Genomic DNA, 24,024 nt, shown 5'->3' with positions numbered 1-24,024 from the left:
TTTAACGGTCCTCCATCGTGACTGGACATGGCTTGACGGACGCACTCTCATTTCCGTGTGATTCCAGAGCGACGGCGTTCAGGCCGCGTCGCTTCCGGGAGGTGCGCCGTGTCCACCCGTCTTCTTGGCGCTCGCCTTACAGGCGCGCGTCTGGGCCCCTGCTTTGGCGCCTGGGCCCTCATCGTCCTCTTCCAGTTCGCGTGTGCCACGAGCACCCCACGGGGCAGCTTCGTGGACTACCGTTCGGAGCCCGGCCTCGAGTCCGCCACGGAGTACGTCGTGGACTTCATGGAACCCGGCGCCGTCGCCACCCGGCCGGTGCCCATTCCCAGGGCCGAGTTCCAGCAGGCCGTCCTGCGCCTCTCCCGCGACGTGCAGTTGAAGCACAAGACGCCACGGCAGGCCGCCCATGAGTTGCTGAGCCTCTTGGGGACGACACCCGACGACTCCAAGGTGGCAGCGACGGGCTACTGGAAGCTGGAGCAGCACCGCGGCGAGGGCGTCACCTGGATACTCGAGCGCCAGGAGGGCCTCGTTGTTCTCACTCCCCAGGCCGAACAAGCCCTCAAGGAGAAGTACCTCAAGTGGTGTGAACCCCGGGGAGGCGGCGACTGCCTGGGCCTGCTGGACGATGACCCGTACCTGCGCACGGACGACCGGCGCACGCTGGCCCTGGCCCTTGCCTTCGGCAACGTGCTCGACGAGACGCGTGCAGCGCTGGGACGCGAGCTGCTGGACGTGCGAGCGCTCGTCTCCATGGTCGTCTGGACGGTCGCCCTCTACTGCATGATGTGGGTGGTGCCCGAGCCGACGACCAAGGCCCTGGCCGCCGGCATGACTCTCATCCTGATGGGCTACCTGGGCCTCAAGACGGTGTACGAGCTGATGGACGGCTGGGCTCGGATGGCCGACACGGCGTACCACGCCACCACCTTCGAGGAGCTGCGCGCGGCGGGCGCGGAGTTCAGCAAGGTGCTGGGCGAGGACGCGGCTCGGGCCATGATTCTCGCGGTGTCCACACTCGCCGGACACACGCTGGGGCAGGTGGTGGCGCGGGTGAAGTCGCTTCCGCGATTCAACCTCGCGGGAGCGCAGTTCGAAGCGCAGGGCGGTGCCGCTGTCATGGGGAGCCTGGAAGTCACGGAGGCCGCGCTCGCATCGGAGGGGGCCCTGGCCAAGGCTGTGGCGGCAGCGGAGACGGTGGCCACCTCTCCGCAGGGCCCCATGGCCGTGGTGATGCTCAAGAAGGGGCGGGTGGGTGGAGGGGAAATGGCCCCTGGGGGCCGCTCCGCCGAGACCGTCATCCGTCACCGGGGCGGCAACCGGCAGGTAGAACTCAGCGACGGCCAGCGCTGGCACCTGCCACGTGGCAAGTCAGCCGCGGATATTCCCGCCGACGACAAGGTGGGCGACATGCTGCAGGAGGCTGTCACCAAAGCCGCGGAGAAGTGGGGGCCCCACAGGCTTTCGGACGCGGAGAAAGAGGCCATCAAAAGTGCTAGGGACAGCGGCGAGTATTGGCTGGCGCGGCTGCTGGAGCGCGAGGCCCGGGGGCGCTTTGTAGAAAACGAGGTGTCCCGCCAGTTCAAGCATCTCTACAACTTCAGCCGGAACAAGGGAGTCGATGTGGAAGTCCCTGGAGGCTACAAGTACGAGATTCTCTCTGGCACGGAGTCGAATCTGGCGCGGCATGGCAGGCGCATGGCGGGCGAGTTCTTCCGGATGCTCACCTTCTGAGAGGGCTGCAGATGCTCTACAACAAGGTCTTCTACGAGGACCGGGAGATCGAAAACGAGCGGCTGGAGCTGACCGACAAAGGCTCGCTCTATTTTCTTGGCTCCAACGTGACATTCAGGAATTGCACCCTCGTCCTGAAGGTCTCCGGCAGGAACCTGATCTTCGATCAGGGAACGAGGTTCATCGACTGCACCTTCGAGGTGAAGCAGGAGTTGAAGAACCACCAGGATTGGGTGTTCGCCTCCCTGAAGGGCTGTCGGTTCAAGGGGCGGCTGACGGGCTGCGATTTTGGGCACTGGCCCAGCTATTCGGAGAGGGCGGGGCACGGCTCCATCGAGGATTGCGACTTCACCGAGGCCCGCCTGGATGGCTGCCGCATCATGGGCTCTGATCCTGCCACCATTCGCTTTCCCAAGTGGCCCTGCTTCACCTTCCTTGATCCGATTCGCCGGGCTCCCGAGCTACGCGGCGTCAAGTGGCCGGGCCGCTTTGGACGTATTACCGTGGAGGAGCTTCACACCCAACCGGCTCCTACCAGGTCGTTGACCTATCACGCTCCTTCGATAGCCAGACGTATGGAGACCACAGAGGAAGAACTCCGGGCCGTCATCGAGAAGTTCGACTGCATCGTCTACTGACGGGGCAGTGCCGAGGTCGCGCGGGGCCTCGCCCTCGCGCCGGGACCGCGACTCTACCGGGCCATTGCCTGGGTGACTGGCGTCATGGGCGTGCCGAAGTACTCCCGGGAGATGAGCTCGCACAGGGCCGCCGTCTCCTCCACCACGTGCGTCAGCAGCGCGTGCACTGTTGCGCCCGGCGCCGCCAGTTCCTCGGGGCGCAGCCGCTCCAGCAGGGGCGCGATGCGGGCCAGGCTCTCCTGTCCTGGCTGGCCCTGGGTCCCGGGCGGACAGAGCTGGCGCAGGTAGCGGTGCGAGGACTCCAGGCAGTAGCGCACCGAGCGCGGAAAGCGGGCTTCGAACAGCAGGAACGCCGCCACCGCGTCACCCGTCACCTTCCCCGAGTAACTCTTCATGAAGGGCTCGAAGCCGGAGCAGGCCCTCAGCAGGGACAGCCACAGCGCCGTCTCCACCACCCGGTGTCCGGGCCCCACTCGCGAGAAGACGTGGTGGTGCACGTCCAGCAACCGCGCCGTCTGCCCCACCCGCTCCAGCAGCACTCCCAGCCAGATGAAGTCCAGGGGTGTGTCGTGCAGCATGGTGCTGCGGAACAGCCCCAGGCACAGCTGCACCATCCGGCGGATGTGCTGGTAGAAGCCGAAGCGCGAGTGCGTGTACTCGGCCCGGCCCGCCTCGCCCACCAGCCACAGGTACAGCTCGTTCGTCACCTCCCAGCACTCGCGGCTCACCACCTCGCGGATGGTGCGGGCGTTGTTCCTCGCGGCCAGCAGAGTGCTCACCAGGCTGGAGGCGTTGTCCTCGTCCCATGTGAGGAATTGCTGCACGTCCTCTCCGTCCGCCTCGGCTCGGGCGCCGTGCCGGGCGGCGAAGGTGTCGCGCTCGCCGAAGATGGCCAGCGCCGGCATCCAGCACTGCTCCGGCGGAATCTCCGCGTCCAGGGCGAGCTGGCCCGTCATCTGCAACACCCGCGCGGTGCTCTCGGCGCGCTCCAGGTAGCGCCCCAGCCAGAAGCAGTGCTCGGCGATGCGGGCAATCATTCCGTCTCCTTCTGGACCCAGGTGTCCTTGGAGCCACCACCCTGGCTGGAGTTGACGACGTACGAGCCGGCACGCAGGGCCACTCGGCTCAGCCCTCCGGGGAGCACCCAGGGCCCCTGAGGGCCAGTGAGAACATAGGGCCGCAAATCCACGCGGCGGGGGACGACCTGGCGCGAGGCCGCGTCCCAGGTGGGGCAGGTGGACAGCTCGACTCGTGGCTGCGCGATGTACTTCCGGGGCGTGGCGAGAATGCGCCGGCGGAAGTCCTCGCGCTCCTCTCGGGTGGACTGCGGCCCCATCAACATGCCGTAGCCGCCGGCCTCGTCCACCGTCTTCACCACCAGCTCCTCCAGGTGCTCGAGCACGTAGCGGCGATCCTCCTCGCGAGCGCACAGGTACGTGGGCACCTGCTCCAGGATGGGCTCTTCGCCCAGGTAGTAGCGGATGAACTCCGGCACGAAGGCATACGCCGCCTTGTCATCCGCCACGCCATTGCCCGGGGCGTTGGCCAGGGCCACGTTGCCCGCCGCCCAGGCCCTCATCAACCCGGGGACTCCCAGCAGGCTGTCCGGGCGGAAGGCCTCCGGATCCAGGAAGGCATCGTCGATGCGCCGGTAGATGACGTGCACGCGGCGGGGCCCTCGGGTGGTGCGCACGAAGACCCGCTCGTCCTCCACGAACAGGTCCGCGCCGTGCACCAGCTCCACGCCCATGGTGCGTGCCAGGAAGCTGTGCTCGAAGTAGGCGGAGTTGTACGGGCCCGGGGTGAGCACGACGATGGTGGAGCGCTCCGGATCCTCCGGAGAGACGGCTCGCAGTGTCTCCGCCAACCGAGCCGGATAGTGGTCCACCCGGCGCACCCGCGCCTGCTCCAGCACCTCGGGGAGCACGCGCTTGGAGAGGATGCGGCTCTCCATCAGATACGACACGCCCGAGGGGGTGCGCAGGTTGTCCTCGAGCACCCGGTACGTGCCCCGGCCATCCCGCACCAGATCGATGCCCCCGATGTGGATGCGCACGCCGCCGGCGGGGCGCACCCCGCGCAGCCGGGGCAGGTAGAGCGGGGTGTCGAGGACGATGTCCCGCATCTCGGGCCGCTCGGTCAGCAGGCGTTGCTCGCCATAGACGTCATCCAGGAACGCGCCGAGCGCACGCACGCGCTGCTCGAGGCCCCGCTCCAGGTGCGCCCAGTCCGCCGCCGAGATGACGCGAGGGATGAGGCAGAAGGGGAAGATGCGCTCCGTCCCGCGCCGGTCCGAGTACACGGAGAAAGTGACGCCCTGGTTGAGCAGGGCCCGTTCGGCGAGCCCCTGCAGGCGGGCGAAGTCCTCAGCGGTCCGCCCGCCCAGCTGCTCCATCAGGCGGAGGAAATCCGGCCGGGGTATTCCACCGGGGCCGATCAGCTCATCGAAGGTTCCGGGTGGGGTCCCATAACCCTCGAAAAGTCCAGGAACGAGGAGTCTCCGCATCGCGTGGCTACCTCCAGTGTCGAGAATATCACGGATTCGGAGAATTTACGACGCCTCGCGTCAAGTTTCGGTGGGTCGGGTAGGTGGGGTGAAGGTCACCTGCGGAGTGGGTGTCCCTCGCGGCTGGCGCTTTCGCTCAGACGATGCCGCCGTTGGCGCCGATGACCTGTCCGGTGACCCAGCGCGCGTCGTCCGAGGCGAGAAACGCGACCACATCCGCGATCTCCTCCGGCTGTCCGATCCGGCCGAGCGGGGTCACCCGGGGCGGCTCCTCGCGGGCCTTGGGCAGCAACATCTCGGTATCCGTGGGGCCCGGCGCCACCGCGTTCACGGTGATCCTCCGGGGCCCGAGCTCCTTGGCCATGGTCTTCACGAACTGTTCGATCGCGGCTTTTCCCGCCTGGTACAGGCCCAGCTCCGGCCGTCCCCGGAGCGTCAGGTTGGTCGAGAAGCCGATGACGCGTCCGCCCTCTGGAACCCGCCGCGCGGCCTCGATGAAGGTGAGGAAGGTTCCGCGGACGTTGACCGCGAAGCCGGTGTCGAAATCGGCATCGGTCATTTCGGCGAACGGTCGTACGAAAAGGGCGCCAGCGTTGGCCACGATGATGCTCGGGCGATCCAGACGGCGCTCGGTCTCGTCGAAGAGCCGCTTCACGTCCTCGTGGCGGGTGACGTCGGCCTGGATGGCGATGGCCTTGCCTCCCGCCTTCGTGATGGCCGCGACGAGCGCCTCGGCCTTGTCCTGGTTCTTCACGTAATTGACCGCGACGGACGCGCCGTCACGCGCCAGCCGTTCCGCGATCGCCCGGCCGATGCCACGCGATGCGCCCGTCACCAATGCCACACGTCCTGAAAGTCGGCTCATCTCCTGCTCCATCAGGAAGAGGGGCCGTCGGCTCCGACGTGCCCCCCGGTTGATGAGCAACAGATGCACTGTCTCGAAGCGCTTGATAATCACCCCGGATTTCGAAGGACCTTTAAGTCCTGTTGAAAGATGGGGAGTGAATGGACCGGTTCCAGAGCATGGCGGTGTTCGTCAGGGTGGTCGCCAGCGGCAGCCTGTCGAAGGCGGGGCGTGAGCTCGGGATGTCTCCGGCGGGTGTCAGCCATCACATCCGAGCGCTGGAGGACTGGCTGGGCTCCCGGTTGCTCGAGCGCACGACGCGGCGGCTCGGATTGACGGAGGTGGGCGCGGGCTTCCACGCGCGCTGTGTCCGGATCCTCGAGGAGGTGGAGGAGGCGAGGTCCGCTGCCGCCGCCCTGCAGGTGACACCGCGAGGACGCCTCCGGGTCAACGCGCCGATCACCTTCGGCATCCGGCATCTGTCACCCGCGATCTCCGACTATCTCGTGGCCTATCCGGAGATGGCCATCGACATCACGCTCAATGACCGCAAGGTCGACCTCATCGAGGAGGGCTTCGATGTCGCCATCCGCATCGGGACGCTCGCGGACTCGAGCCTTGTCGCGCGGCGCCTCGCGCCGAGCCGTTCCGTACTCTGTGCCGCACCGTCCTATGTCAAGCGCTTCGGAGCACCGTCGGCCCCGGCGGACCTCGTGCACCACCAGTGCCTCGAATACACCTACCGAGCCACGCCGGGAGAGTGGCGGTTCATCGGGCCTGGGGGCGACGAGGAGTCGGTGAGCGTCAGCGGACGTCTGACGGCGAGCAACGGCGAGCTGCTGCGGGTGGCCGCGCTTCGCGGGCTGGGAATCACCCTCGCGCCGACCTTCATCGTGGGGGAGGACCTCGCCGCGCGCCGTCTGGTGCCCCTCCTGCCCGGTCATGTGCCGGCGGAGGCCGCGATCTACGCCGTCTATCCACAAGGCCGCCATCTCTCGGCCAAGGTCCGCAGCTTCGTCGACTTCCTCGCCGAGCGCTTCGGGACGCCGCCCGAGTGGGAGCGTGGCGTGCGCGCGAAGAAGTCCCGCCGGTAGCCCGCGAGCGGGCCTGAGCCGCGCCCGGGTGAACAAGTGAGCCCCGCAGCCGGCTCAGGTGCGAGCGGGCTCCTTCAGCGAGGCGATGTCGATGACGAAGCGGTAGCGCACATCGCCCCGCATCATCCGCTCATAGGCCTCGTTGATCTTCTGGATGGGGATGATCTCGATGTCCGACACGATGTTGTGTTTGGCGCAGTAGTCGAGCATCTCCTGCGTCTCGGCGATGCCTCCGATCATCGAGCCGGCGAGCCGCTTGTTCCCCCCGATGAGGGAGAACGCGGCGACGGGCGTCGGCTCCGGAGGGACGCCGACGATGACCATCGCGCCCTGGGGGCGCAGCATGCCCAGGTACTTGTTGTAGTCGTGCGGGGCCGAGATGGTGTTGATGATGAGGTCGAAGCGGCCGGCCAGCTTCTGGAAGGTGGCCTCGTCCTTCGTGCTCTCGAAGGCGTGTGCCCCCAGTCGGCGCGCGTCGGCCTCCTTGGAGCGCGAGGTGCTGAGCATCGTCACCTCGGCGCCCATCGACACGGCGAACTTGACGGCCATGTGGCCGAGCCCGCCCAGGCCCACCACGCCCACGCGGTCGCCCTTCTTGCAGTTCCACTGGCGCAGCGGCGAGTACGTCGTGATGCCCGCGCACAGGAGCGGGGCCGCGGCGGCGGGATCGAGCCCGGCCGGGACCTTCAGCGTGAAGTGCTCGTCGACGACGATCTGCGACGAGTAGCCGCCGTAGGTCGGCGTCTTCCGGTCCATCTCCGTGCTGTTGTAGGAGAAGGCGACGCCCTTCTCGCAGAACTGCTCGATGTGGCCCTTGCACGAAGCGCAGTCGCGGCAGGAGTCGACCATGCATCCGACGCCCGCGATGTCACCGACCTTGAGTTTGGTGACGTGCTGGCCGACCTGCTTCACACGGCCGACGATCTCGTGACCCGGCACCATGGGAAAGATCGCGCCGCCCCACTCGTCGCGGACCTGGTGGATGTCGGAGTGGCAGACACCGCAATAAAGGATGTCGATGAGCACGTCATGCGGGCCGGGCTCGCGCCGCTCGATGGAGATGGGCGCCAGCTGCTTCGTCGCGGAAGGAGCGGCATAGGCGGAAGTCTTCAGCATCGGGTACTCCGTTCGGGGGTTGCGTGAAATCGGGTCCAGCCCGGTGGTGCGAGTGCTCCGCCTTCGTGGGCTTGAGATGCTTCTCGCGCCGACCTCGAACGTCTTTATGCATCCGGAGTCCGGCGTGTGAAACAGGCAGAATGCGAACGCGCCATGTAGTAAATCTTCAGAATGGCCTTCACCCCGCTCAACGCCCTGAACGCCTTCCTCGCGGTGGCCCGGCGCCGCAGCTTCGCCGCCGCCGCGTCGGAGTTGCGCATCTCCCCGTCGGCCCTGAGCCAGTCCGTTCGCCAGCTTGAGGCGCGGCTCGGCGTGCCCCTGCTCTCGCGCACCACGAGGAGCGTGGCGCTCACCGAGGCGGGCCGGCTCCTGTTCGAGCAGGCGGGCCCGGCGGTCAACCAGGCCCTCGAGGCGATGAAGGCCGCGGCGGCCCGGACGGGAGAGGTGACGGGCAAGGTCCGTCTCACCGTGCCGGAGATCGCCGTGCCGCTCGTCATCACGCCCGTACTGCCCCGATTCCACGCGCGCTACCCGAGAGTGGAGGTGGACATCCAGGTCGAGAACCGTCGGGCGGACATCGTGGCGGAGGGCTTCGATGCGGGCATCCGTCTCGAGGAGTTTCTCGAGCGGGACATGGTGCACGTGCGGCTGACGGAGGCGTTCCGGTTCGTCGTGGTGGGCGCGCCGTCCTACCTCGAACGCAGGGGCACGCCCGAGAAGCCCAAGGATCTGCTCGCGCATGACTGCATCTGCTACCGCTCGCCCACGACGGGGGCCCTGTATCCCTGGGAGTTCGAGCGGGGAAAGAAGAGCTGGCGCGTCCCGGTGAGTGGGAGCATCGCGGCCAACACCGAGACGATCATGGTCGCGATGGCCGAGGCGGGCCTCGGGCTCACCTATGCCTTCGAGCCGAGTGTGCTCCCTCAGCTGAAGCACGGCAGCTTGCGCCTGGTGCTCGAGCCCTATGCGGCGTTGGTGCCCGGGTTCTTCCTCTATTTTCCGAGCCGGGCCCAGGTCTCGCCCGCCTTCCGGGCCTTCATGGATACCGCCCGGGAGGTGACGGCGAACCCGAAGAAGAACACATGAGGTTTCCTCGTCTCCGGCCCCGTTTCGGGCCGCGTTTTCGCGGACTTGGGCGATAGGGGGCCATGATGGCTCCCGTGAGCCCGCCTGCCGGGTAGGGGAGGGCGGAGGGCTTGGCAGCGGATCGCCGGGCCTGAATCCGTTATAAGCCAGCCCGAAATGTTCACGGGACTCATCCAGGACATCGGCGTGGTCGAGCGTCTCATCCCCGGCGGGATGATGGACGTATGGATTCGCACGGCGCTGGGCGCCAAGGACTTCGCGCTCGGCGAGTCCATCGCGGTGGATGGCGCCTGCCTCACCGTGGTGGAGCGCGCAGGGGACTCGTTCCGCGTCCAGGCGGCTCCGGAGACGCTCCGGCGCACCACCCTGGGGGGCTTGCAGCCCGGCTCGCGCGTCAACCTCGAGCGGGCACTGGCCCTGGGCGACCGGTTGGGCGGCCACCTCGTGAGCGGCCACGTGGACGCCGTCAGCGAGGTGCTGGAGACCCGGCCCGAGGGTGGCTCGTGGGTGATGGTCTTCCGGCTTCCCGAGGAGCTGGCCCCGTTCTTCATCGAGAAGGGCTCGGTGGCCATCGACGGCATCAGCCTCACCGTGAACTCGGTGGGGGTGGACCGCTTCAGCGTGCAGCTCATCCCCGAGACGCAGGAGCGCACCACGCTGCAGGCCAAGGCGGTAGGCGCGCGGGTGAACCTGGAAGGGGACATGATTGGCAAATACGTGGCGCGGCTGGTGTCACTGCGCCAGGGCCCGGGCGGTGGGCTCACCGAGGCAGTCATCAAGGCGGCTGGTTTCGGCGGTTGATTGTGAAGGAAAGGCCAGGAGCACCTATGGCGATGGCGCGCGGCAGGCAGCACGAGACGGACAGCATCACCCTGGTGGAGCGGGCGCTCGCGGAGATCCGCAAGGGCCGGATGGTCATCCTCACCGACGACGAAGACCGTGAGAACGAGGGAGACCTCGTCATGGCGGCGGAGAAGGTGACCCCGGACGCCATCAACTTCATGGCCACCCACGGCCGCGGGCTCATCTGCCTGTCACTTACCGACCAGCGCCTCCGCCGGCTCAACCTGCCGCTGATGGTGCAGGACAACACCTCGTCCTTCCAGACGGCCTTCACCGTCTCCATCGAGGCGTCCCACGGCGTCTCCACCGGCATCTCCGCCGCGGACCGGGCCCACACCATCAAGGTCGCGGTGGCCTCCAACGCGAAGCCGAGCGACCTGGCGCGTCCCGGCCACGTCTTCCCCCTGCGCGCTCGCGATGGCGGGGTGCTGGTGCGCACCGGTCAGACCGAGGGCAGCGTGGACCTGGCGCGCCTGGCCGGCCTGGAGCCCGCCGGCGTCATCTGCGAGATCATGAACCCCGACGGGACCATGGCCCGCCGGCCGGACCTGGTGAAGTTCGCCCGGAAGCACAAGATGGTGCTGCTGTCCGTGGCCGACATCATCCGCTACCGCCTGGATCGCGAGCGGCTGGTCAAGCGCATCGGCGAGGCGAAGCTGGAGCGCCGGGGGCAGGGCACCTTCCATGCCTACACCTACGGCAGCGACGTGGACAGCGCGGTGCACGTGGCCCTGGTGAAGGGGGACATCTCCGGCCGCGAGCCCGTGCTCACCCGCGTCCACCGGGCCTGCCTGGTGGGGGACCTGCTGGGGAGCGCCGGGTGCGACTGCGGCAGCCAGCTCGAGCAGGCCCTCCAGCGCATCCAGGAGGAGGGCCGCGGCGTGGTCGTCTTCCTCCAGCGCGACGTGCCCGCGAAGAACCGGCTGCGCTGCACCCACGTCTCCAACGAGGAGTCCATCCCGGGCAACAACGACCAGACACGCCTGCGCGAGTTCGGCGTGGGAGCCCAGATCCTCAAGGACCTGGGGCTGTCCCGGCTGCGTCTGCTCACCAATAATCCCAAGAAGATCGTGGGGTTGGAGAGCTACTCGCTGGAAGTGGTGGAGCAGATTCCGCTCACCCTGTCCGCGGAGCCGGCACGGCGGCTGGCCGCGCGCCGCCCTCCCCGGCGCCGGAAGGCGTCCTGAAGGTAGCAGCCTGGAAAACTCCGTAGGGACGCCAGCCCCATGGCTGGTGTAGAGAGGGGCCGCACATGCCTCGCTACATCGAAGGTGACTTTCTTCCCCCCAAGGGCCGCTTTGCCATCTGCGTGGCCCGCTTCAACGCATTCATCACCGAGGAGCTGGTGAAGGGCGCGGTGGACACGCTGGTACGCCACGGAGTGGCCGACGGCGACATCGACGTCTTCCGCTGCCCCGGCACCTATGAGCTGCCGGCGCTGACTCGGCGCGTGTCGGAGACGCGCTCCTATGCGGGCATCATCACCCTGGGTGCCGTCATCCGCGGGGGCACCCCGCACTTCGACTACGTGGCGGGCGAGTGCGCCAAGGGAATTGGCCAGGTGGCCTTCACCTCCCAGGCGGCCGTCACCTTTGGCGTACTGACGTGCGACACGGTGGAGCAGGCCATCGACCGGGCCGGTGTGAAGGCCGGCAACAAGGGCGCGGAGGCCGCCGTCGCCTGCATCGAGATGGTCAATCTCCACGCCAGACTGGCCACCCTGACGGACGGAAAGAAGGGCTAGCCATGGGTGCACGCAGAACGGCTCGAGAGCGCGCCTTGCAGGCGCTCTACCAGTTGGAGATGACGCCGGGCTCCATCCCCGACGCCCTGGAGGCCGCGTGGGCCGCCACCGAGGAGGCCCACAAGGAGCCCGAGGCGGTGAAGTTCGCCCGGGAACTCGTCGAGGGCGTCCAGTCCCACCGCGCGGAGATCGACCGGCTCATCGAGCAGCACAGCCACAACTGGCGGCTGGACCGGATGTCGCGCATCGACCGCAACGTGCTGCGCCTGGGTGTCTTCGAGCTGAAGTACCGCCCGGACATCCCCAAGAAGGTGTCCATCAACGAGGCCGTGGAGCTGGGCAAGAACTTCGGCACCGAGGAGTCCAGCGCCTTCGTCAACGGACTGTTGGACCGCGTGGCCGCGGCCCTGGGGAAGCAGTGAACGTCACCGCCTACGATATCGGCCTCGAGGGCCTGGACGCGTTGCAGGGGGTGGACGCCCTCTGTCTGTTCGTGGGCGAGGATGACCGTCCCCTGCCGGGCTCGGCCGGCTATGTGGATTGGCGGATGTGCGGCTCCCTGTCGCGCATCCTCCAGTCCGGTTTCTTTGTGGGCGCCCTCGAGGACTCCCTCCTGATGCCCACCGACGGCCGCTTCTCCGTGCCCCGCGTCTTCATCATCGGGCTCGGGCAGCGCCGGGGCCTGGATGCCTCCTCGCTGGGGGAGGCGCTGGCCAACGCCGGCCGGGTGCTCGCCAAGGCCCGGGTCGAGGCCGTCGCCCTGGAGATCCCCGGGGTGGGCTCCCTGGACGAGGGCGTCCGGGCTTCCGCTCTGACGGAGAAGTTCCTTCCCAACTTCAAGGGTAGGGCGGTCGCCGTCCTGGCGGACAAGGAACTGGCCCGCCGCTTGCCGGGGAAAAAGAGCTGAAGCTCGCCGGGGCCCGTCGTTCTGCTACGATGGGGTCCGGTTCGAACGAATGAAGTTCAAGATCCTGATCGTGGAGGATTCCAAGGCCTCGCGGGAGTTGATTGCCGCGACGGTGGAGTCCATCTCCGGTCTGGAGGCCTTTGCTACCAGCAGCGGCTTCGAGGCCCTCAAGCTCCTGCCTCGCCACCGGTTCGATCTCATCATCACCGACATCAACATGCCCGACATCAACGGGCTGGAGCTCATCAACTTCGTCAAGAAGAACCCGAACTACCGCGACACGCCGCTGTTCATCGTCACCACCGAGGGCCGTGAGAAGGATCGCGACCGCGGGCTGGCGCTAGGCGCGGCCGAGTACCTCGTCAAGCCCTTCTCGCCGGAGAGCCTGGAAGGGCTCGTGCGGCGCTACCTCAAGCTCGCGTGAACCAGGCGGGAAAAGCACTGGCGGAGTTCGTTGCCGAGGGGACGGAGATCCTCGAGGCCCTGGGCAGGGATCTGCTCGTGCTGGATCAACAGCGCGGGGCGGATCCGGACCCGGATCTCATCAACGGCATCTTCCGGGCGGCACACTCGCTCAAGGGCCTGTCGGCGCTCTTCGGACAGGAGCGCATCGCGAAGCTGGCCCACCAGTCCGAGGACCTGCTCGACAGGCTGCGGCTGGGCAAGTTGTCGCTGGACGATCAGGTCCTGGATGCCCTCATCGAGTCGTTGGACGCGCTCCAGGCGTTGTTGGCGGAGGCCTCCCGGGAGGAGTCCTCGGTGGGCCTGAGCGAGCGCGTGCTGCAACTGGGCTCGAGGCTGGCGAACCTGGGCGTCGCGTCGGCCGCGGTGGATGAGGATCCGCTCGACCGGTTGGAGCTGGATGCGCAGGTGCGCGCCGTCTTCACCGAGTACGAGGAGCACCGCCTGCGCGAGAACGTGCGCCGGGGCGTGGCTCTCTACCGCGTCCGCGCCGCGTTCGACCTGTCCGACTTCGACACGGGGCTCGCCGAGCTGAACTCGCGCCTCAAGCCGCTGGGCGAGGTCGTCAGCACGCTGCCCTCATCGGAGCCGGGTGGGGCCTCGGGCATCGCGTTCGATCTCATCTTCGGCGCCAAGGTGCCGGAGTCGGAGCTCGCGGCGAAGCTCCAGGGCACCCCCGCGCAGCTCTTCTCCCTGAAGGTGCGACCCGGGGCATCCGCGGCCCAGTCCGCTCCGGCGCCCGCCGCCGCTGCCCAGTCCGTGGCGCAGGCCATCCGGGCCTCCACTCCCACCGAGGCCGAGGCGCCTCCTGCCGCCCCGAAGAGGAAAAGGAAGCCCCGGACGCCCAAGGCGGGCGCGGAGACTCCTCCCACGAGCGAGCTGGAGCGGGACGTTGCTCCTCCCAGCAAGGCCCCGGGGTTGCGCGCGGTGGAGCCGGTCAGCGCTCCGGAGCCCACGCAGGAACTGCTGTCGCTTCAGGGCGAGCCCGCGCGGTCCTCCGAGGTGTCCGGGCCTCCGGTGCGCACGCTGACGGAGGATCCGGTGGCCTCGCGGGGCCCCCGGACGGACGAGTCGGCGCGCTCGCTCACCCAGACGGTGCGGGTGGACATCAGCCGGCTGGACGCGCTGATGAACACCGTGGGCGAGCTGCTGCTCATCAAGGCCAACCTGCAGCGCATGGCGGAGTCCGCGCGTCAGCAGGAGGGCGTGGTGGCGCACTCCAAGCTGTGGGGGCAGGAGCTGTCGCGCGAGACGCGGCAGTTGGAGCGCAAGCTGGACGCGCTCCAGCAGGGCCTGCTCGAGGCGCGCATGGTGCCGGTGGGCCAGGTGTTCGACAGGCTCGCCCGGCTGGTGCGGCGCATCGCGCGCGAGGCGGGCAAGGAGATCGACTTCGTCATCGGCGGCGGCGACGTGGAGCTGGACAAGCTCATCGTCGAGGAGCTGAGTGATCCGCTGATGCACATCATCCGCAACGCCATCGACCACGGCGCGGAGTCGCCGGAGGCGCGGCAGGCGGTGGGCAAGTCCCGGCGCGCGAGGGTGTCGCTGCGCGCGGAGCAGAAGGGCAACCACGTCGTCATCGAAGTGAGCGACGACGGAGCGGGCATCGACGAGCTGGGCGTGCGCGAGGCGGCGCTGCGCAAGGGGCTCATCTCCGAGACCCAGGCGCGGGAGATGAGCCGGCGCGAGCTGCTCAACCTCATCTTCCTGCCGGGCTTCTCCACGGCTCGCAGCGTGTCCGAGCTGTCCGGCCGGGGTGTGGGCCTGGACGTGGTGAAGAACAACATCGGCAACCTGTCCGGCATCATCGACGTGTGGAGCGAGCGCGGCCAGGGCACCGCCTTCCACATCACGCTGCCCGTCACCCTGGCCATCATCCGCGCCCTGGTGGTGGGCGTGAGTGGGCGCACCTACGCGGTGCCGCTCAACAGCGTGCTGGAAATCCTGTCCGTGAAGCCCTCGGAGATCCGCACGGTGGAGCGGCGCGAGGTGCTGGACGTGCGCGGCACCACGCTGCCGCTCATGCGCCTGGCGCGGGTGTTCAACCACCCCGAGCGCAACAATGACCGCCACTTCGTGGTGGTGGCGGGGCTGGCACAGGAGCGGCTGGGCATCGCCGTGGACGAGCTCCAGGGCCAGCAGGACATCGTCGTCAAGTCGCTGGGTGGCCGCCTGCAGGGCGTGCGAGGAATCTCGGGGGCCGCGGACCTGGCCAACCGGCGCACCGTGCTGGTGCTGGACGTGGGTGCCTTGCTTGAGGAGGGGATGAGCCTGGAACGGCGCCGCGCGTGATGCCTCCGGCCGTGGGGCTGCTATCCTTCATCCCGTGCCTTCCCTGTCCGTGCTGCTCGACAGCTTCTTCTACCGTCCGGATGAGGACGTCGGCCTCATCCAGGAGGTGGTGGCCGGGACCGATGAGTCCGTCGAGCCCGTTCCCGAGGAGATCCCCGAGGAGTACCTGGCCTTCCAACTGGAAGGCGAGCACTACGCGGTGCCCATCCACGGGGTGAGGGAGATCGTCAAGGTTCCGCCGCTCACGGAAGTGCCTCGTGCCGCGACCAACCTGCTCGGCATCATGTATCTGCGGGGCGAGGTCTTGCCCGTCTACGACATCAAGGTGAAGCTGCGGCTGGCGGACAAGGCGCAGGTGGTGGCGGGGCCGGACGCGCCCGAGCCTCCCCGGAGCTCGCGCATCATCGTGGTGCAGACGGCGGACGGGCTGGCGGGCATCTGGGTGGACGTGGTCTCCGAGGTGGTCCGGCTGCGGCCCTCGATGTTGGAGCTGGCTCCTCCGGGCGTGGGCGGCGGCGAGCGGGACTGTGTGGTGGGGCTCGGGCGGCGCAAACAGCAGCTCTTCATCCTGCTCGACATCTGGCAGGCCCTCGCATGAGACAGCGTTTCAATGTCCTGACGCAGCTCTCTCAGTCCCGGGACGACGAGTCCGCCGCCGCGGAGAGGGATCCGCTCGTCCAGCTGTGCGCCTTCTTCGTGGGCCCCGAGGAATATGCGGTGGACATCATGCGGGTGGAGGAGATCCTCCTGCCCCAGCGCCTCACGCCCATCCGGGGGGCACCGTCCTTCATCGAGGGCGTCATCCGCCTGCGCGGCTCCATCATCCCCGTGGTGGACCTGCGCAAGCGGCTGATCGGCATCGAGTCCCCGGTGGACACTCCCAAGACGCGGCTGCTGGTGTGCTGGCTGGGCCGCAAGCGCGTGGCCTTCACCGTGGACCGCGTCTCCGAGGTGGTGCGGCTGCGGCGCAGTGAGATCAAGCCCGCGCCGGCCATTGGCGCGGTGGGGCCAGCCCCCTTCGTGGTGGGGGTGTACGGCGAGCCGGAGCGGCGCGAGCTGGAGCGGCGCGGGTCGGAGAAGCGCGAGCAGGAGAAGCGCGCGGAGAGTCTGGAGCCGGAGCGGCTCAAGCTGCTGCTGGACGTGAAGGCACTGCTGATGGCGGAGCTGGTGCGCGACACCGGCCGGAGGATGAACGGATGAGCGAGGAGGGGCGGAACGCAGAGGAGGCGCGTTACCGGGCCCTCCTGGAGCTGGATGTGTCCTCGGTGGGAGCGTGTGAGGCGCTCGTGGCTGGGCTCCACGACGAGAGCTGGCGGGTGCGCCGCGCGGCGGCGGACGGCTTCTCCCGGTTTCCGGAGCGCGAGGCGGTGGTGGAGCGGCTCATCGCCGTGCTGGGCGAGCGGGACGAGACGGGCGCGCGCAACGCGGCGGCGGAGGCGCTGGCGGGCATGGGTCCGGCGGCGGTGGCGCCCCTGGTGCGGCTGCTCGGGCACGTGGATCCGGATCAGCGCAAGTTCGCCGCGGACATCCTGGGCCAGCTCGGGCAGCGCGAGGCCGAGGACGCCCTGGTGAAGGCGATGCTGGAGGACACGGATCTCAACGTCCGGGTGGCCTCGGCGGAGGCGCTGGGGAAGGTGGGAGCCAAGATCGCGGCCCGTGCGCTGGAGCGCACCCTGCACGACCCCGAGCCGCTGCTGCAGTTGAGCGCGCTGGAGTCGCTCGCGGCGCTGCGCCACCCGCCGCCGCTGCCGGAGCTGGTGCGGTTGTTGAGCAACCCGACGCTCAAGCGCAGTGCGTACCGGGTGCTGGGCCTCATTCCCCAGGTGGCGGCCACGGAGCTGGTGTGCCGCGGACTGGGCGCGGAGTCGCGCTCCACCCGGGAGGCGGCGCTCATCGCGCTGGGCACCCAGGCGGGCCTCGCCGAGCCCTCCCTGCGGCCGGAGATGGTGGCGGCGGTGCGCCTGGCGCTGAAGCGGTTGCCGGAGGCGGTGGGGTGGGTGGCCAGCGCGCTGGAGTCCGATGATCTCGAGCTGCGCGCCGGAGCGCTCGTCGCGGCGGCGGCCCTGCGCGAGCCACAGCTGGCCCCGCTGGTGGCGGAGGTGGCGCAAGAGGAGCGGCTGGTGCCGGAGGTGATGCGCACGCTGTCGCACTTCGGCCCGGAGACGGGGCGCGAGCTGCTGGCGAGCATGGACAGGCTGTCCTTCCCGGCGCGCGAGGCGGCGGGGCACGTGCTGGTGGAGCGGGTGGACGCCACGTACGTGCCCGAGCTCGTCCAGATGCTCGACTGGGGCGAGGTGGACTTGAAGTCGGTGGCGGTGCAGGCGCTCGGGCGCACGCGCTCGCTGGAGGCGGTGGAGCCACTGGCGCAGCTGCTGTCCCACCCGGAGCTGGCGGGGCCGGCGGTGCGCGCGCTGGTGACGCTGGCGGGCAGCTTCCCTCAACAGGTGGCCCAGGTGCTGGAGTCGGCGCTGGATCGCGGGGCGGAGCCGGTGGTGCTGAACGCGCTGATGCGGGTGGGCGGGATGGTGATGTTGCCCCGGGTGCGGCGGATCGCACGCGAGGGCTCCGTGCCGCTGCGCGCCACCGCCGTGGAGGTGCTGGCCGCGGTGGACCCTGTGGGAGGCCTGGAGCTGGCGCTCGTGGCGCTGAAGGACGAGTCCCCGCGGGTGCGCGCCGCGGCGGTGCGGGTGATGGGGCAGTTGGGGGACGCGCCACTGACGGGGCTGCTGCAACGCGCCCTGGCGGATGAGGCCCTGGAGGTGCGGCTGGCCGCCCTGGAGGCGGTGGGGGAGAGTGGGGCCGTGGAGCGGGTGGCGGACCTGGAGGCGCTGGTGCGGCACCCGGACGGGGCCGTCGCCTTCCGGGCGGTGCAGTCCCTGGCGCGGCTGGGGGCCCTGGGGGACGAGGCGCTCCGGAGCGCGGTGGCCCATGAAGACCACGAGGTGGTGAAGGCTGCGCTGCTGGCGGGCGCTGCCTCGGCCGTGTGCGTGTCGCTGGCGGTGGGGTTGCTCGGCCATGCGAGTTGGGACGTGAGGGCGGCGGCGGCTCGGGTGCTGGGAGACTCCGGTGGGCGCGAGTGCCTGCCGGCGACACGGGCCGCGCTGGCGGCCGAGACGGATGCACTGGCCCGCCGCGCGTTGGTGGATGCAGTGGAGCGATTGTCGGGACGCTGAGTCGCGGAGGCTTCGGGGGTGATGCCTTTCGATACGGGCAAGCCGGAAATGACCGCTGAGGAGTTCCGCCTGCTGCGGGACTTCGTGTACGGCCATTGCGGCATCCTGGTGCGTGACGACATGAAGTACGTCATGCAGCGGCGGCTGTGGCCACGGCTGGAGGCGCTGGGGCTGACGGACTTCAGCGCCTACTACCGCTACCTGCGCTTCGACGCCCAGCGTCGTGCCGAGCTCGAGACGGCCATCGAGGCGCTCACCACGCACGAGACGTACTTCTTCCGCGAGCCGCGCCAGCTGCGGGCCTTCACCGAGGACGTGCTGCCGCAGTTGGAGCGCCGCAACGCGCGCACGAAGCGGCTGCGCATCTGGTCGGCGGGGTGCTCGTCCGGGGAGGAGGCCTACACGGTGGCCATGCTCCTGAAGGACAGCGGGCGCTTCGAGGGCTGGGACGTGGAGGTGCACGGCACGGACATCTCGCGCCGGGTGCTGGCCGCGGCCCGGCAGGGCGAGTACGGGCCGTCCGCGCTCCGGGCCACGCCGCCGGACAAGATCGCCCGCTACTTCGTCCACGTGGGGCCCAACCGGGTGCGTGTGCGCGACGACATCCGCGCCTGGGTGACCTTCGGGCACCACAACCTGCAGGAGCCGGAGTCGACGCTGCTCGTGTCCCGGCTGGACGTCGTCTTCTGCCGCAACGTGATGATCTACTTCGACACACCCGCGCGGCAGCGGGTGCTCCGCCTCATCTACGACAAGCTGGTGCCCGGCGGTTACCTGCTGTTGGGGCACTCGGAGAACCTCATCAACCTGAGCGCGGACTTCGAGCTGGTGCACCTGCGCAGCGACCTCGTCTACCGCAAGCCGGAGGGTGGCCCGTGAACACGTCCCGGGAGCCCGTGAAGGTGCTGGTGGTGGATGACTCGGCGCACAACCGGCGGCTGCTGACGGAGCTGTTGGAGTCCCTGCCGGACGTGAAGGTGGTGGGCACGGCGGCCGACGGCAACGAGGGGCTGCGTCAGGTGATGGCGCTGCATCCGGACGTGGTGACGCTGGACCTGGAGATGCCGCGGCTGGGTGGCTATTCCTTCCTGCGGCTGCTCAAGAGCACGGCGCCCACGCCGGTCATCGTCATCTCCAGCTACGCGCACAAGACGGACGTCTTCAAGGCGCTGGAGCTGGGGGCCTTCGACTTCATCGCCAAGCCGGCGAAGCCCACGACGGAGGTGCTGGAGAAGCTGCGCAGGGAGCTGCAGGAGAAGGTGCTCGCGGCGCGGCTGGTGCGTCCGGAGACGAAGCCGGTGCGCCGGCCGAAGATGCTGCAGCTGGATCCCTCGTTCGTGGTGGGAGTCGGAGCGTCCACGGGAGGACCGCCGGCGGTGCAGCGGCTGTTGGAGGCGCTCTCGCCCGAGCCGTCCATGAGCCTGCTGGTGTGCCAGCACATGCCCAAGCAGTTCACCCGGGCCTTCGCGGAGCGGTTGGACAGGCTGGGCCCCTTCTCCGTGCGCGAGGCGCAGGAGGGAGATCTCCTGGCACCGGGCCATGTCTTCATCGCGCCCGGCGGGCGGCAGCTGGTGGTGTACAGGCAGAACGGGCAGTACCTGCTGGGCACGCCGCCGCCGACGATGCAGGACAAGCACGCGCCCTCGGTGGACCGGCTCTTCATGAGCCTGGCCGAGGTGTTCGGCTCGAAGGCGATCGGCGTGGTGCTGACGGGAATGGGCTCGGACGGGGCGCTGGGGGCGAAGGCCATCCAGAAGGCGGGCGGCGAGGTCTGGGCGGAGTCGGAGGAGACGGCGGTCATCTACGGAATGCCGCAGGAAGCAGTGGCCACGGGGGCGGTGACCCGGGTATTGCCGTTGGGAGAGATCGGCCCATCGCTGGTGGAGATGGCGCGCAAGAGAAAGTGACATGAAGACCTTCCCCTCCGAGTTCGCGGAACTGCTCACGCCGAAGGGCCGGCGCATCCTGGAGGGCCGCGACCGGGACGCGTGCGGCGCGCTGCTGCGGCCGGGAGTGCGCTTCGTGGCGCTCGGCGGAGTGCTGGACGCGCGCAAGGCGGCGGAGTGCCGGGATTCGCTGGAGAAGGCGCTGCGGGACACGCTGACGGTGATGGAGGACCCGATTCCGCCGGAGAGCATCTGGGGGATGACGGAGAACTACGCGGAGCAGCTGCCCAAGACGGTGAGGGTGAGGACGGCGCTGCTAGAGAGCCGGCGCTCGCGCTCGTGGAAGGCGGCCGAGGCGGTGGGGCTGGTGGAGATGCTCCATTCGGAGAGCTTCGCGGCGTTCGCGGCGGCGGTGAGCGGGAGGGCGCTGAGGCGCAAGTGGGGGATTCAAGCGCTGTGCTACGGGCCGGGGGACTACACGGGTCCGCACAACGATCACCACCCCGAGGACGCCGAGGCCTTCGATGGCTACGTGGACATGCACCTCACGTTCGCGACGCCAGCGGTGGCGCACCAGTGGCTGGTGTACGCGAAGGGCGGGCACTTCACGGAGATGCAGAGCGTGAACACCGTGGGAGGCATCACGGTGTACCGGTTGCCCTTCTGGCACTACACGACGCCGCTGATGGCGAAGCCGGGTGCGGAGGAGGACGCGCGGCGCTGGGTGCTGTTGGGCACGTTCCTGGACGCGCCCAGGGAGCGCCGCCGGGGCACGGCCATCGAGCCGCCAGCGACGGTGGTTCCCCCCGGCCCGTCCCCCACCTGATTCAGTGCTTGCCCTGAGTCTGCGCGGTGGGCTGCTTGCTGGGAGTCGCGGGCTTTCCCTGCGGATTCGCGGGCGTGGGCTTCCGGGTGGCTGGGGGCGCAGACGGCACGCCCTTCGCCGGGGCTGGAGCGGACCCCTTCGCTGGGACCGGCGCAGCGGAAGGGGCTGACGCCTTCGCGAGCGTGGGCGAGGACTCCGCGAGCGCAGGTGCCGAGGCGGGCACGTGGCTCGCCTCCAGGACCGTCTTCATCGACTCCCGCAGCTCCCCGCGCACCACGGCGCGGACGTCCTCCTGCACGGCAGCCCGCACCTCCTGACGGACCACGTCCTTGAGCTCCTCGCTCTGGAGCGCCGCCTTCAGCTCGTTCCGTACCAGGGCCTTCATGTCCCCCTGCAACTCGCCGCGCAGGTCGTTCTTGAAGTCCGTCTTGAGCGATTGATCCAGCCCCTTCACATCCTTGTGGAGCGGATCCATCGCCTTGTTGATGCCGTCGAGTGTGGCGCCGGTGACGGCCATGATGAGCTGCTGGGTGCTTTCGCTCTGACTCTTCAGCTCGGTTTTGAACGTGCCCAGCGCGTCCCGCATCGCGCCCAGCGAGGCGATCTCATGCTTGAGGTCCTCCAGCTCCCGGGCGCGGGCGTCCAGCTCGCCCTTCTTCTGCTCGAGCAGTGCTTGGGTATCGCGCAACAGCATCGTCTGCTGCGAGCAGCGCGCGTCGATGGAGAGTAGGTTGGCGTAGGTGCTGCCCGTCACCTGGCACATCGTCGCCGTCTCCTGCTCGTTGAGCAGCACGAGCGAGGCGCTCAGCGCGAGCGTGACGACGACGAGCATGGTCAGTGCGGCGCCGCGAGTGACTCGCAGGCGGGGGTTGATGCCCTGGCGGCTGAGCCATCCTCGGTGCTGCAGGCCCAGCAGACCCGCGAGCGAGATGACCACCAGGGGCAGGAGCGACAGCACCTTGGCCGGGGAGACCTCCAGCACGAGCCTGGAGAGGAGCTGGAGCGCTTGCCACGTCGAGCCGTTCTCGATGTCGAGCTCGGAGCGGGTCGAGCCCTGCTCCCCGTTGCCCCAGGAGGGGTGGAGCGCCCGGCAGAACCCGCGCATGTCGTTGGCCCATTGAGGCACAGCGTTCACGAGCGGGGTATCCGGGCAGAGACCGAAGATGTACTTCGTGGTGCCGGTGGTGAACGCCTGGTGGAGCCGGTGGCGTTCGGACGCCTTCGCGAGGGCCCAGTTCCACGTATAGGCGAGGGAGGTGAGCGCCAGGGCGAACGCGAGCCAGGGCAGGGCCTTCATCGCGAACGTTCGCAGGGACATCGGTGGCGGCTCCTTCGTGGGCACGCGGGAGGGAGGGGGAGGACGCGGTGCCACGGAAGGATCGCCTGTCCGTCCACCGGGGACAATGCCGTGTCTGGGGGACTGTCATGGTGAGCACCTGCTCAAGTGCACGAGTCCGCTGAGAACCCATGCACCTGGATGCCATGGGCGTCCTACACTGGCCGCATGGTTGACGAGCTGGTGAGGACATTGGGACTGCTGCCCCACCCGGAGGGGGGCTTCTACCGGGAGACATGGCGCTCGGCGGTGGCGGTGGAGACGCCGCGAGGAACGCGCTCGGCGGGGACGGCCATCTACTACCTGCTGCCGCGAGGCACGTTCTCGGCCTGGCACCGGGTGCTCTCGGACGAGCTGTGGCACTTCTACGACGGGCACGCGCTGACGATGTACCTGCTGGACGAGCGCCAGGGCCGGCTGGAGACGGTGACGCTGGGCCGCGATGTCACGAGGGGCGAGCGGCCACAGGTGCTCGTGCCGGCCGGGGTGCTGCAGGCGGCGCTGCCGAGAGGTGACTACACGCTGTGTGGCTGCACCATGGCTCCCGGCTTCGACTTCGCGGACTGGGAGATGCCTCGAGGCGGGGAGCTGGCGGCCCGCCATCCCGAGCACGCGGAGCTGTTCCGCCAGCTCTCCCATCCGGGGTGAGGCTCAGCTCGCGCGGAAGAACAACCCCCGGCCAGCGATCTGCTCCCTTCAGGTATTCCTCGGAGGTAACGCGGAGGGGGGCGACCTGTCTCGTCACGCGGAAGGCCAGGCTGTCCGGCCGATATGTTGAAAGCCCGAGGAGCGTTTGACTGTCAGTTGCAGTGACAGGGAGACGCTCATGACATTGAGGAAGGGTTGTCTGCTTGCGGTATCGGCGGCTGTCTCGGCCCTGATGGCCTGTGCCCACGGGCCTGACGGCTACCGGTCACCGGGGAAGTCGGGGGACTTGCGCGTCGTCAAGACGGACGAGGCCATGAAGACCGGGTTGCCGGAGTGGGCGCTCGCGATGCCGCTCGGCGGGCCGCTGGACGAATCGGTGCTGAGATTCCTGGAGCGGGCCGAGGCCGCCGGAGCGCGGTATGTGAGTGACGTGAACATCGTGTTCGCGGCGAGGAAGGACGGACAGTTGCTGGAGTGCCGGACCCACGTCCAGCCCGTCTTGACGCTCGAACGGCGGATGTCGCGCGCGGTGATGGCGTCGGTGCCCGAAAGCCAGTCGCCCATGAACTACCTGGCCCCGTGCAAGGGGCGCAACTGCTCGTCGGGGTCCACGCCCATGCCGGTGGCGGTCCGCTACGTGTACCGGCCCGTGGCCGACGTGCCCTCGTTCGGCCTGGTGGCCACCTGGCCGCGGTGGAGGCTCCAGAAGTCCGATCCCGAGTGCACCCTGCTCGAGGGGGGAGAGGCGTCGCTCGCGAGCCGGTTCCAGCGTGTGGAGGGCCACGCGTATGGCTGTGGCGATGCCTCCGCCTCGGGTTGCGAGGACCGGATCCTCTGAGCACGCCTGCCCGGCCGGGGGGCGCCAGGGGCGCGGCGGGGGGAGGGA

24 protein-coding genes are annotated in these 24,024 nt (G+C 69.0%); 19 read left to right on the top strand and 5 right to left on the bottom strand.

Annotation, left to right across the window (positions count from 1 at the left end; genetic code table 11):
* Nucleotides 1-108: 108 nt before the first annotated feature.
* Nucleotides 109-1,737, top strand: coding sequence for a hypothetical protein (locus tag DAT35_RS16430; protein ID WP_108067983.1), 1,629 nt, complete (start codon nucleotides 109-111; stop codon nucleotides 1,735-1,737).
* A gap of 11 nt (nucleotides 1,738-1,748) precedes the next feature.
* Complete coding sequence (locus DAT35_RS16425) at nucleotides 1,749-2,375, top strand: pentapeptide repeat-containing protein (RefSeq protein WP_108067982.1); 627 nt, start codon at nucleotides 1,749-1,751, stop codon at nucleotides 2,373-2,375.
* 53 nt (nucleotides 2,376-2,428) lie between these two features.
* Here the strand turns inward: DAT35_RS16425 and DAT35_RS16420 are convergent, their stop codons facing one another.
* The 3 genes from DAT35_RS16420 to DAT35_RS16410 form a co-directional block, all read right to left on the bottom strand.
* Nucleotides 2,429-3,412 (bottom strand): alpha-E domain-containing protein, encoded by a 984-nt coding sequence (locus DAT35_RS16420; RefSeq protein ID WP_108067981.1) that lies wholly within the window; start codon nucleotides 3,410-3,412, stop codon nucleotides 2,429-2,431.
* Nucleotides 3,409-4,881 carry a circularly permuted type 2 ATP-grasp protein gene (locus DAT35_RS16415; RefSeq protein ID WP_108067980.1) on the bottom strand — a complete coding sequence of 491 codons (1,473 nt, stop codon included), beginning with the start codon at nucleotides 4,879-4,881 and terminating at the stop codon, nucleotides 3,409-3,411. Before DAT35_RS16415 ends, DAT35_RS16420 begins: the two co-directional genes overlap by 4 nt.
* 136 nt (nucleotides 4,882-5,017) lie before the next feature.
* Nucleotides 5,018-5,746, bottom strand: a complete 729-nt coding sequence (locus DAT35_RS16410) for an SDR family oxidoreductase (RefSeq protein ID WP_108068417.1) — start codon at nucleotides 5,744-5,746, stop codon at nucleotides 5,018-5,020.
* Nucleotides 5,747-5,886: 140 nt separating this feature from the next.
* On the opposite strand from DAT35_RS16410, the gene DAT35_RS16405 reads away from it, so the two are divergent.
* Nucleotides 5,887-6,819, top strand: coding sequence for a LysR family transcriptional regulator (locus DAT35_RS16405; RefSeq protein ID WP_108067979.1), 933 nt, complete (start codon nucleotides 5,887-5,889; stop codon nucleotides 6,817-6,819).
* A 54-nt stretch (nucleotides 6,820-6,873) separates the two neighbouring features.
* On the opposite strand, the gene DAT35_RS16400 is transcribed toward DAT35_RS16405, so the two are convergent.
* Nucleotides 6,874-7,935, bottom strand: coding sequence for an NAD(P)-dependent alcohol dehydrogenase (locus tag DAT35_RS16400; protein ID WP_108067978.1), 1,062 nt, complete (start codon nucleotides 7,933-7,935; stop codon nucleotides 6,874-6,876).
* A 171-nt stretch (nucleotides 7,936-8,106) separates the two neighbouring features.
* On the opposite strand from DAT35_RS16400, the gene DAT35_RS16395 reads away from it, so the two are divergent.
* The 14 genes from DAT35_RS16395 (at nucleotide 8,107) to DAT35_RS16330 (ending at nucleotide 21,154) form a co-directional block, all read left to right on the top strand.
* The gene (locus DAT35_RS16395; RefSeq protein ID WP_108067977.1) at nucleotides 8,107-9,021 is read left to right on the top strand and encodes a LysR family transcriptional regulator; all 915 of its coding nucleotides are present in this window, start codon (nucleotides 8,107-8,109) and stop codon (nucleotides 9,019-9,021) included.
* Between the two features lie 156 nt (nucleotides 9,022-9,177).
* Nucleotides 9,178-9,822 (top strand): riboflavin synthase, encoded by a 645-nt coding sequence (locus DAT35_RS16390; protein WP_108067976.1) that lies wholly within the window; start codon nucleotides 9,178-9,180, stop codon nucleotides 9,820-9,822.
* 26 nt (nucleotides 9,823-9,848) lie between these two features.
* Entirely contained in the window at nucleotides 9,849-11,051 is a 1,203-nt protein-coding gene (gene ribB, locus DAT35_RS16385; RefSeq protein WP_369945780.1) for a 3,4-dihydroxy-2-butanone-4-phosphate synthase, read from the top strand.
* A 65-nt stretch (nucleotides 11,052-11,116) separates the two neighbouring features.
* Entirely contained in the window at nucleotides 11,117-11,608 is a 492-nt protein-coding gene (gene ribE / locus DAT35_RS16380; RefSeq protein WP_108067975.1) for a 6,7-dimethyl-8-ribityllumazine synthase, read from the top strand.
* A 2-nt stretch (nucleotides 11,609-11,610) separates the two neighbouring features.
* On the top strand, nucleotides 11,611-12,030 hold the full coding sequence (gene nusB, locus DAT35_RS16375; RefSeq protein WP_108067974.1) for a transcription antitermination factor NusB: 420 nt from the start codon (nucleotides 11,611-11,613) through the stop codon (nucleotides 12,028-12,030).
* Nucleotides 12,027-12,515, top strand: a complete 489-nt coding sequence (locus DAT35_RS16370) for a M17 family peptidase N-terminal domain-containing protein (protein ID WP_108067973.1) — start codon at nucleotides 12,027-12,029, stop codon at nucleotides 12,513-12,515. The genes nusB and DAT35_RS16370 overlap by 4 nt, the downstream gene beginning before the upstream one ends.
* 49 nt (nucleotides 12,516-12,564) lie before the next feature.
* A complete protein-coding gene (locus tag DAT35_RS16365) occupies nucleotides 12,565-12,939 on the top strand; it encodes a response regulator (RefSeq protein ID WP_108067972.1) in 375 nt (124 codons plus the stop codon).
* On the top strand, nucleotides 12,936-15,269 hold the full coding sequence (locus DAT35_RS16360) for a chemotaxis protein CheA (RefSeq protein WP_108067971.1): 2,334 nt from the start codon (nucleotides 12,936-12,938) through the stop codon (nucleotides 15,267-15,269). The genes DAT35_RS16365 and DAT35_RS16360 overlap by 4 nt, the downstream gene beginning before the upstream one ends.
* 34 nt (nucleotides 15,270-15,303) lie before the next feature.
* Complete coding sequence (locus DAT35_RS16355; protein WP_108067970.1) at nucleotides 15,304-15,867, top strand: chemotaxis protein CheW; 564 nt, start codon at nucleotides 15,304-15,306, stop codon at nucleotides 15,865-15,867.
* Nucleotides 15,864-16,469, top strand: a complete 606-nt coding sequence (locus DAT35_RS16350) for a chemotaxis protein CheW (protein WP_108067969.1) — start codon at nucleotides 15,864-15,866, stop codon at nucleotides 16,467-16,469. Before DAT35_RS16355 ends, DAT35_RS16350 begins: the two co-directional genes overlap by 4 nt.
* Nucleotides 16,466-18,442 carry a HEAT repeat domain-containing protein gene (locus DAT35_RS16345; RefSeq protein ID WP_108067968.1) on the top strand — a complete coding sequence of 659 codons (1,977 nt, stop codon included), beginning with the start codon at nucleotides 16,466-16,468 and terminating at the stop codon, nucleotides 18,440-18,442. The genes DAT35_RS16350 and DAT35_RS16345 overlap by 4 nt, the downstream gene beginning before the upstream one ends.
* Nucleotides 18,443-18,463: 21 nt before the next feature.
* The gene (locus DAT35_RS16340; protein WP_233261513.1) at nucleotides 18,464-19,321 is read left to right on the top strand and encodes a protein-glutamate O-methyltransferase CheR; all 858 of its coding nucleotides are present in this window, start codon (nucleotides 18,464-18,466) and stop codon (nucleotides 19,319-19,321) included.
* Nucleotides 19,318-20,349 carry a chemotaxis response regulator protein-glutamate methylesterase gene (locus DAT35_RS16335; protein ID WP_108067967.1) on the top strand — a complete coding sequence of 344 codons (1,032 nt, stop codon included), beginning with the start codon at nucleotides 19,318-19,320 and terminating at the stop codon, nucleotides 20,347-20,349. Before DAT35_RS16340 ends, DAT35_RS16335 begins: the two co-directional genes overlap by 4 nt.
* Nucleotide 20,350: 1 nt before the next feature.
* Nucleotides 20,351-21,154, top strand: a complete 804-nt coding sequence (locus DAT35_RS16330) for a hypothetical protein (protein WP_108067966.1) — start codon at nucleotides 20,351-20,353, stop codon at nucleotides 21,152-21,154.
* A 1-nt stretch (nucleotide 21,155) separates the two neighbouring features.
* On the opposite strand, the gene DAT35_RS16325 is transcribed toward DAT35_RS16330, so the two are convergent.
* Nucleotides 21,156-22,472, bottom strand: a complete 1,317-nt coding sequence (locus DAT35_RS16325) for a hypothetical protein (protein ID WP_108067965.1) — start codon at nucleotides 22,470-22,472, stop codon at nucleotides 21,156-21,158.
* A gap of 186 nt (nucleotides 22,473-22,658) precedes the next feature.
* Here DAT35_RS16325 and DAT35_RS16320 point away from each other — a divergent pair, with 186 nt between their 5' ends.
* Complete coding sequence (locus DAT35_RS16320; RefSeq protein ID WP_108068414.1) at nucleotides 22,659-23,138, top strand: cupin domain-containing protein; 480 nt, start codon at nucleotides 22,659-22,661, stop codon at nucleotides 23,136-23,138.
* A gap of 178 nt (nucleotides 23,139-23,316) precedes the next feature.
* Nucleotides 23,317-23,976 carry a hypothetical protein gene (locus DAT35_RS16315; protein WP_146209740.1) on the top strand — a complete coding sequence of 220 codons (660 nt, stop codon included), beginning with the start codon at nucleotides 23,317-23,319 and terminating at the stop codon, nucleotides 23,974-23,976.
* The last annotated feature ends 48 nt before the right edge of the window (nucleotides 23,977-24,024 follow it).

It is taken from the genome of Vitiosangium sp. GDMCC 1.1324, from assembly GCF_003044305.1.
Taxonomy (GTDB): domain Bacteria; phylum Myxococcota; class Myxococcia; order Myxococcales; family Myxococcaceae; genus Archangium.
The sequence above is the reverse complement of the archived record's forward strand: the minus strand, read 5'-3'. Positions and strand labels throughout refer to the sequence as shown.

Bases quoted from the DNA above. Each gene is read 5' to 3' on its own strand.
- DAT35_RS16340 (WP_233261513.1), top strand. From the start codon at position 18,464: ATGCCTTTCGATACGGGCAAGCCGGAAATGACCGCTGAGGAGTTCCGC.
- ribE (WP_108067975.1), top strand. From the start codon at position 11,117: ATGCCTCGCTACATCGAAGGTGACTTTCTTCCCCCCAAGGGCCGCTTT.
- DAT35_RS16365 (WP_108067972.1), top strand. From the start codon at position 12,565: ATGAAGTTCAAGATCCTGATCGTGGAGGATTCCAAGGCCTCGCGGGAG.
- DAT35_RS16330 (WP_108067966.1), top strand. From the start codon at position 20,351: ATGAAGACCTTCCCCTCCGAGTTCGCGGAACTGCTCACGCCGAAGGGC.
- DAT35_RS16405 (WP_108067979.1), top strand. From the start codon at position 5,887: ATGGACCGGTTCCAGAGCATGGCGGTGTTCGTCAGGGTGGTCGCCAGC.
- DAT35_RS16320 (WP_108068414.1), top strand. From the start codon at position 22,659: ATGGTTGACGAGCTGGTGAGGACATTGGGACTGCTGCCCCACCCGGAG.
- nusB (WP_108067974.1), top strand. From the start codon at position 11,611: ATGGGTGCACGCAGAACGGCTCGAGAGCGCGCCTTGCAGGCGCTCTAC.
- DAT35_RS16315 (WP_146209740.1), top strand. From the start codon at position 23,317: ATGACATTGAGGAAGGGTTGTCTGCTTGCGGTATCGGCGGCTGTCTCG.
- DAT35_RS16415 (WP_108067980.1), bottom strand. From the start codon at position 4,881: ATGCGGAGACTCCTCGTTCCTGGACTTTTCGAGGGTTATGGGACCCCA.
- DAT35_RS16350 (WP_108067969.1), top strand. From the start codon at position 15,864: ATGAGACAGCGTTTCAATGTCCTGACGCAGCTCTCTCAGTCCCGGGAC.
- DAT35_RS16420 (WP_108067981.1), bottom strand. From the start codon at position 3,412: ATGATTGCCCGCATCGCCGAGCACTGCTTCTGGCTGGGGCGCTACCTG.
- DAT35_RS16325 (WP_108067965.1), bottom strand. From the start codon at position 22,472: ATGTCCCTGCGAACGTTCGCGATGAAGGCCCTGCCCTGGCTCGCGTTC.
- DAT35_RS16410 (WP_108068417.1), bottom strand. From the start codon at position 5,746: ATGAGCCGACTTTCAGGACGTGTGGCATTGGTGACGGGCGCATCGCGT.
- DAT35_RS16390 (WP_108067976.1), top strand. From the start codon at position 9,178: ATGTTCACGGGACTCATCCAGGACATCGGCGTGGTCGAGCGTCTCATC.
- DAT35_RS16395 (WP_108067977.1), top strand. From the start codon at position 8,107: ATGGCCTTCACCCCGCTCAACGCCCTGAACGCCTTCCTCGCGGTGGCC.
- DAT35_RS16425 (WP_108067982.1), top strand. From the start codon at position 1,749: ATGCTCTACAACAAGGTCTTCTACGAGGACCGGGAGATCGAAAACGAG.
- DAT35_RS16400 (WP_108067978.1), bottom strand. From the start codon at position 7,935: ATGCTGAAGACTTCCGCCTATGCCGCTCCTTCCGCGACGAAGCAGCTG.
- ribB (WP_369945780.1), top strand. From the start codon at position 9,849: ATGGCGATGGCGCGCGGCAGGCAGCACGAGACGGACAGCATCACCCTG.
- DAT35_RS16345 (WP_108067968.1), top strand. From the start codon at position 16,466: ATGAGCGAGGAGGGGCGGAACGCAGAGGAGGCGCGTTACCGGGCCCTC.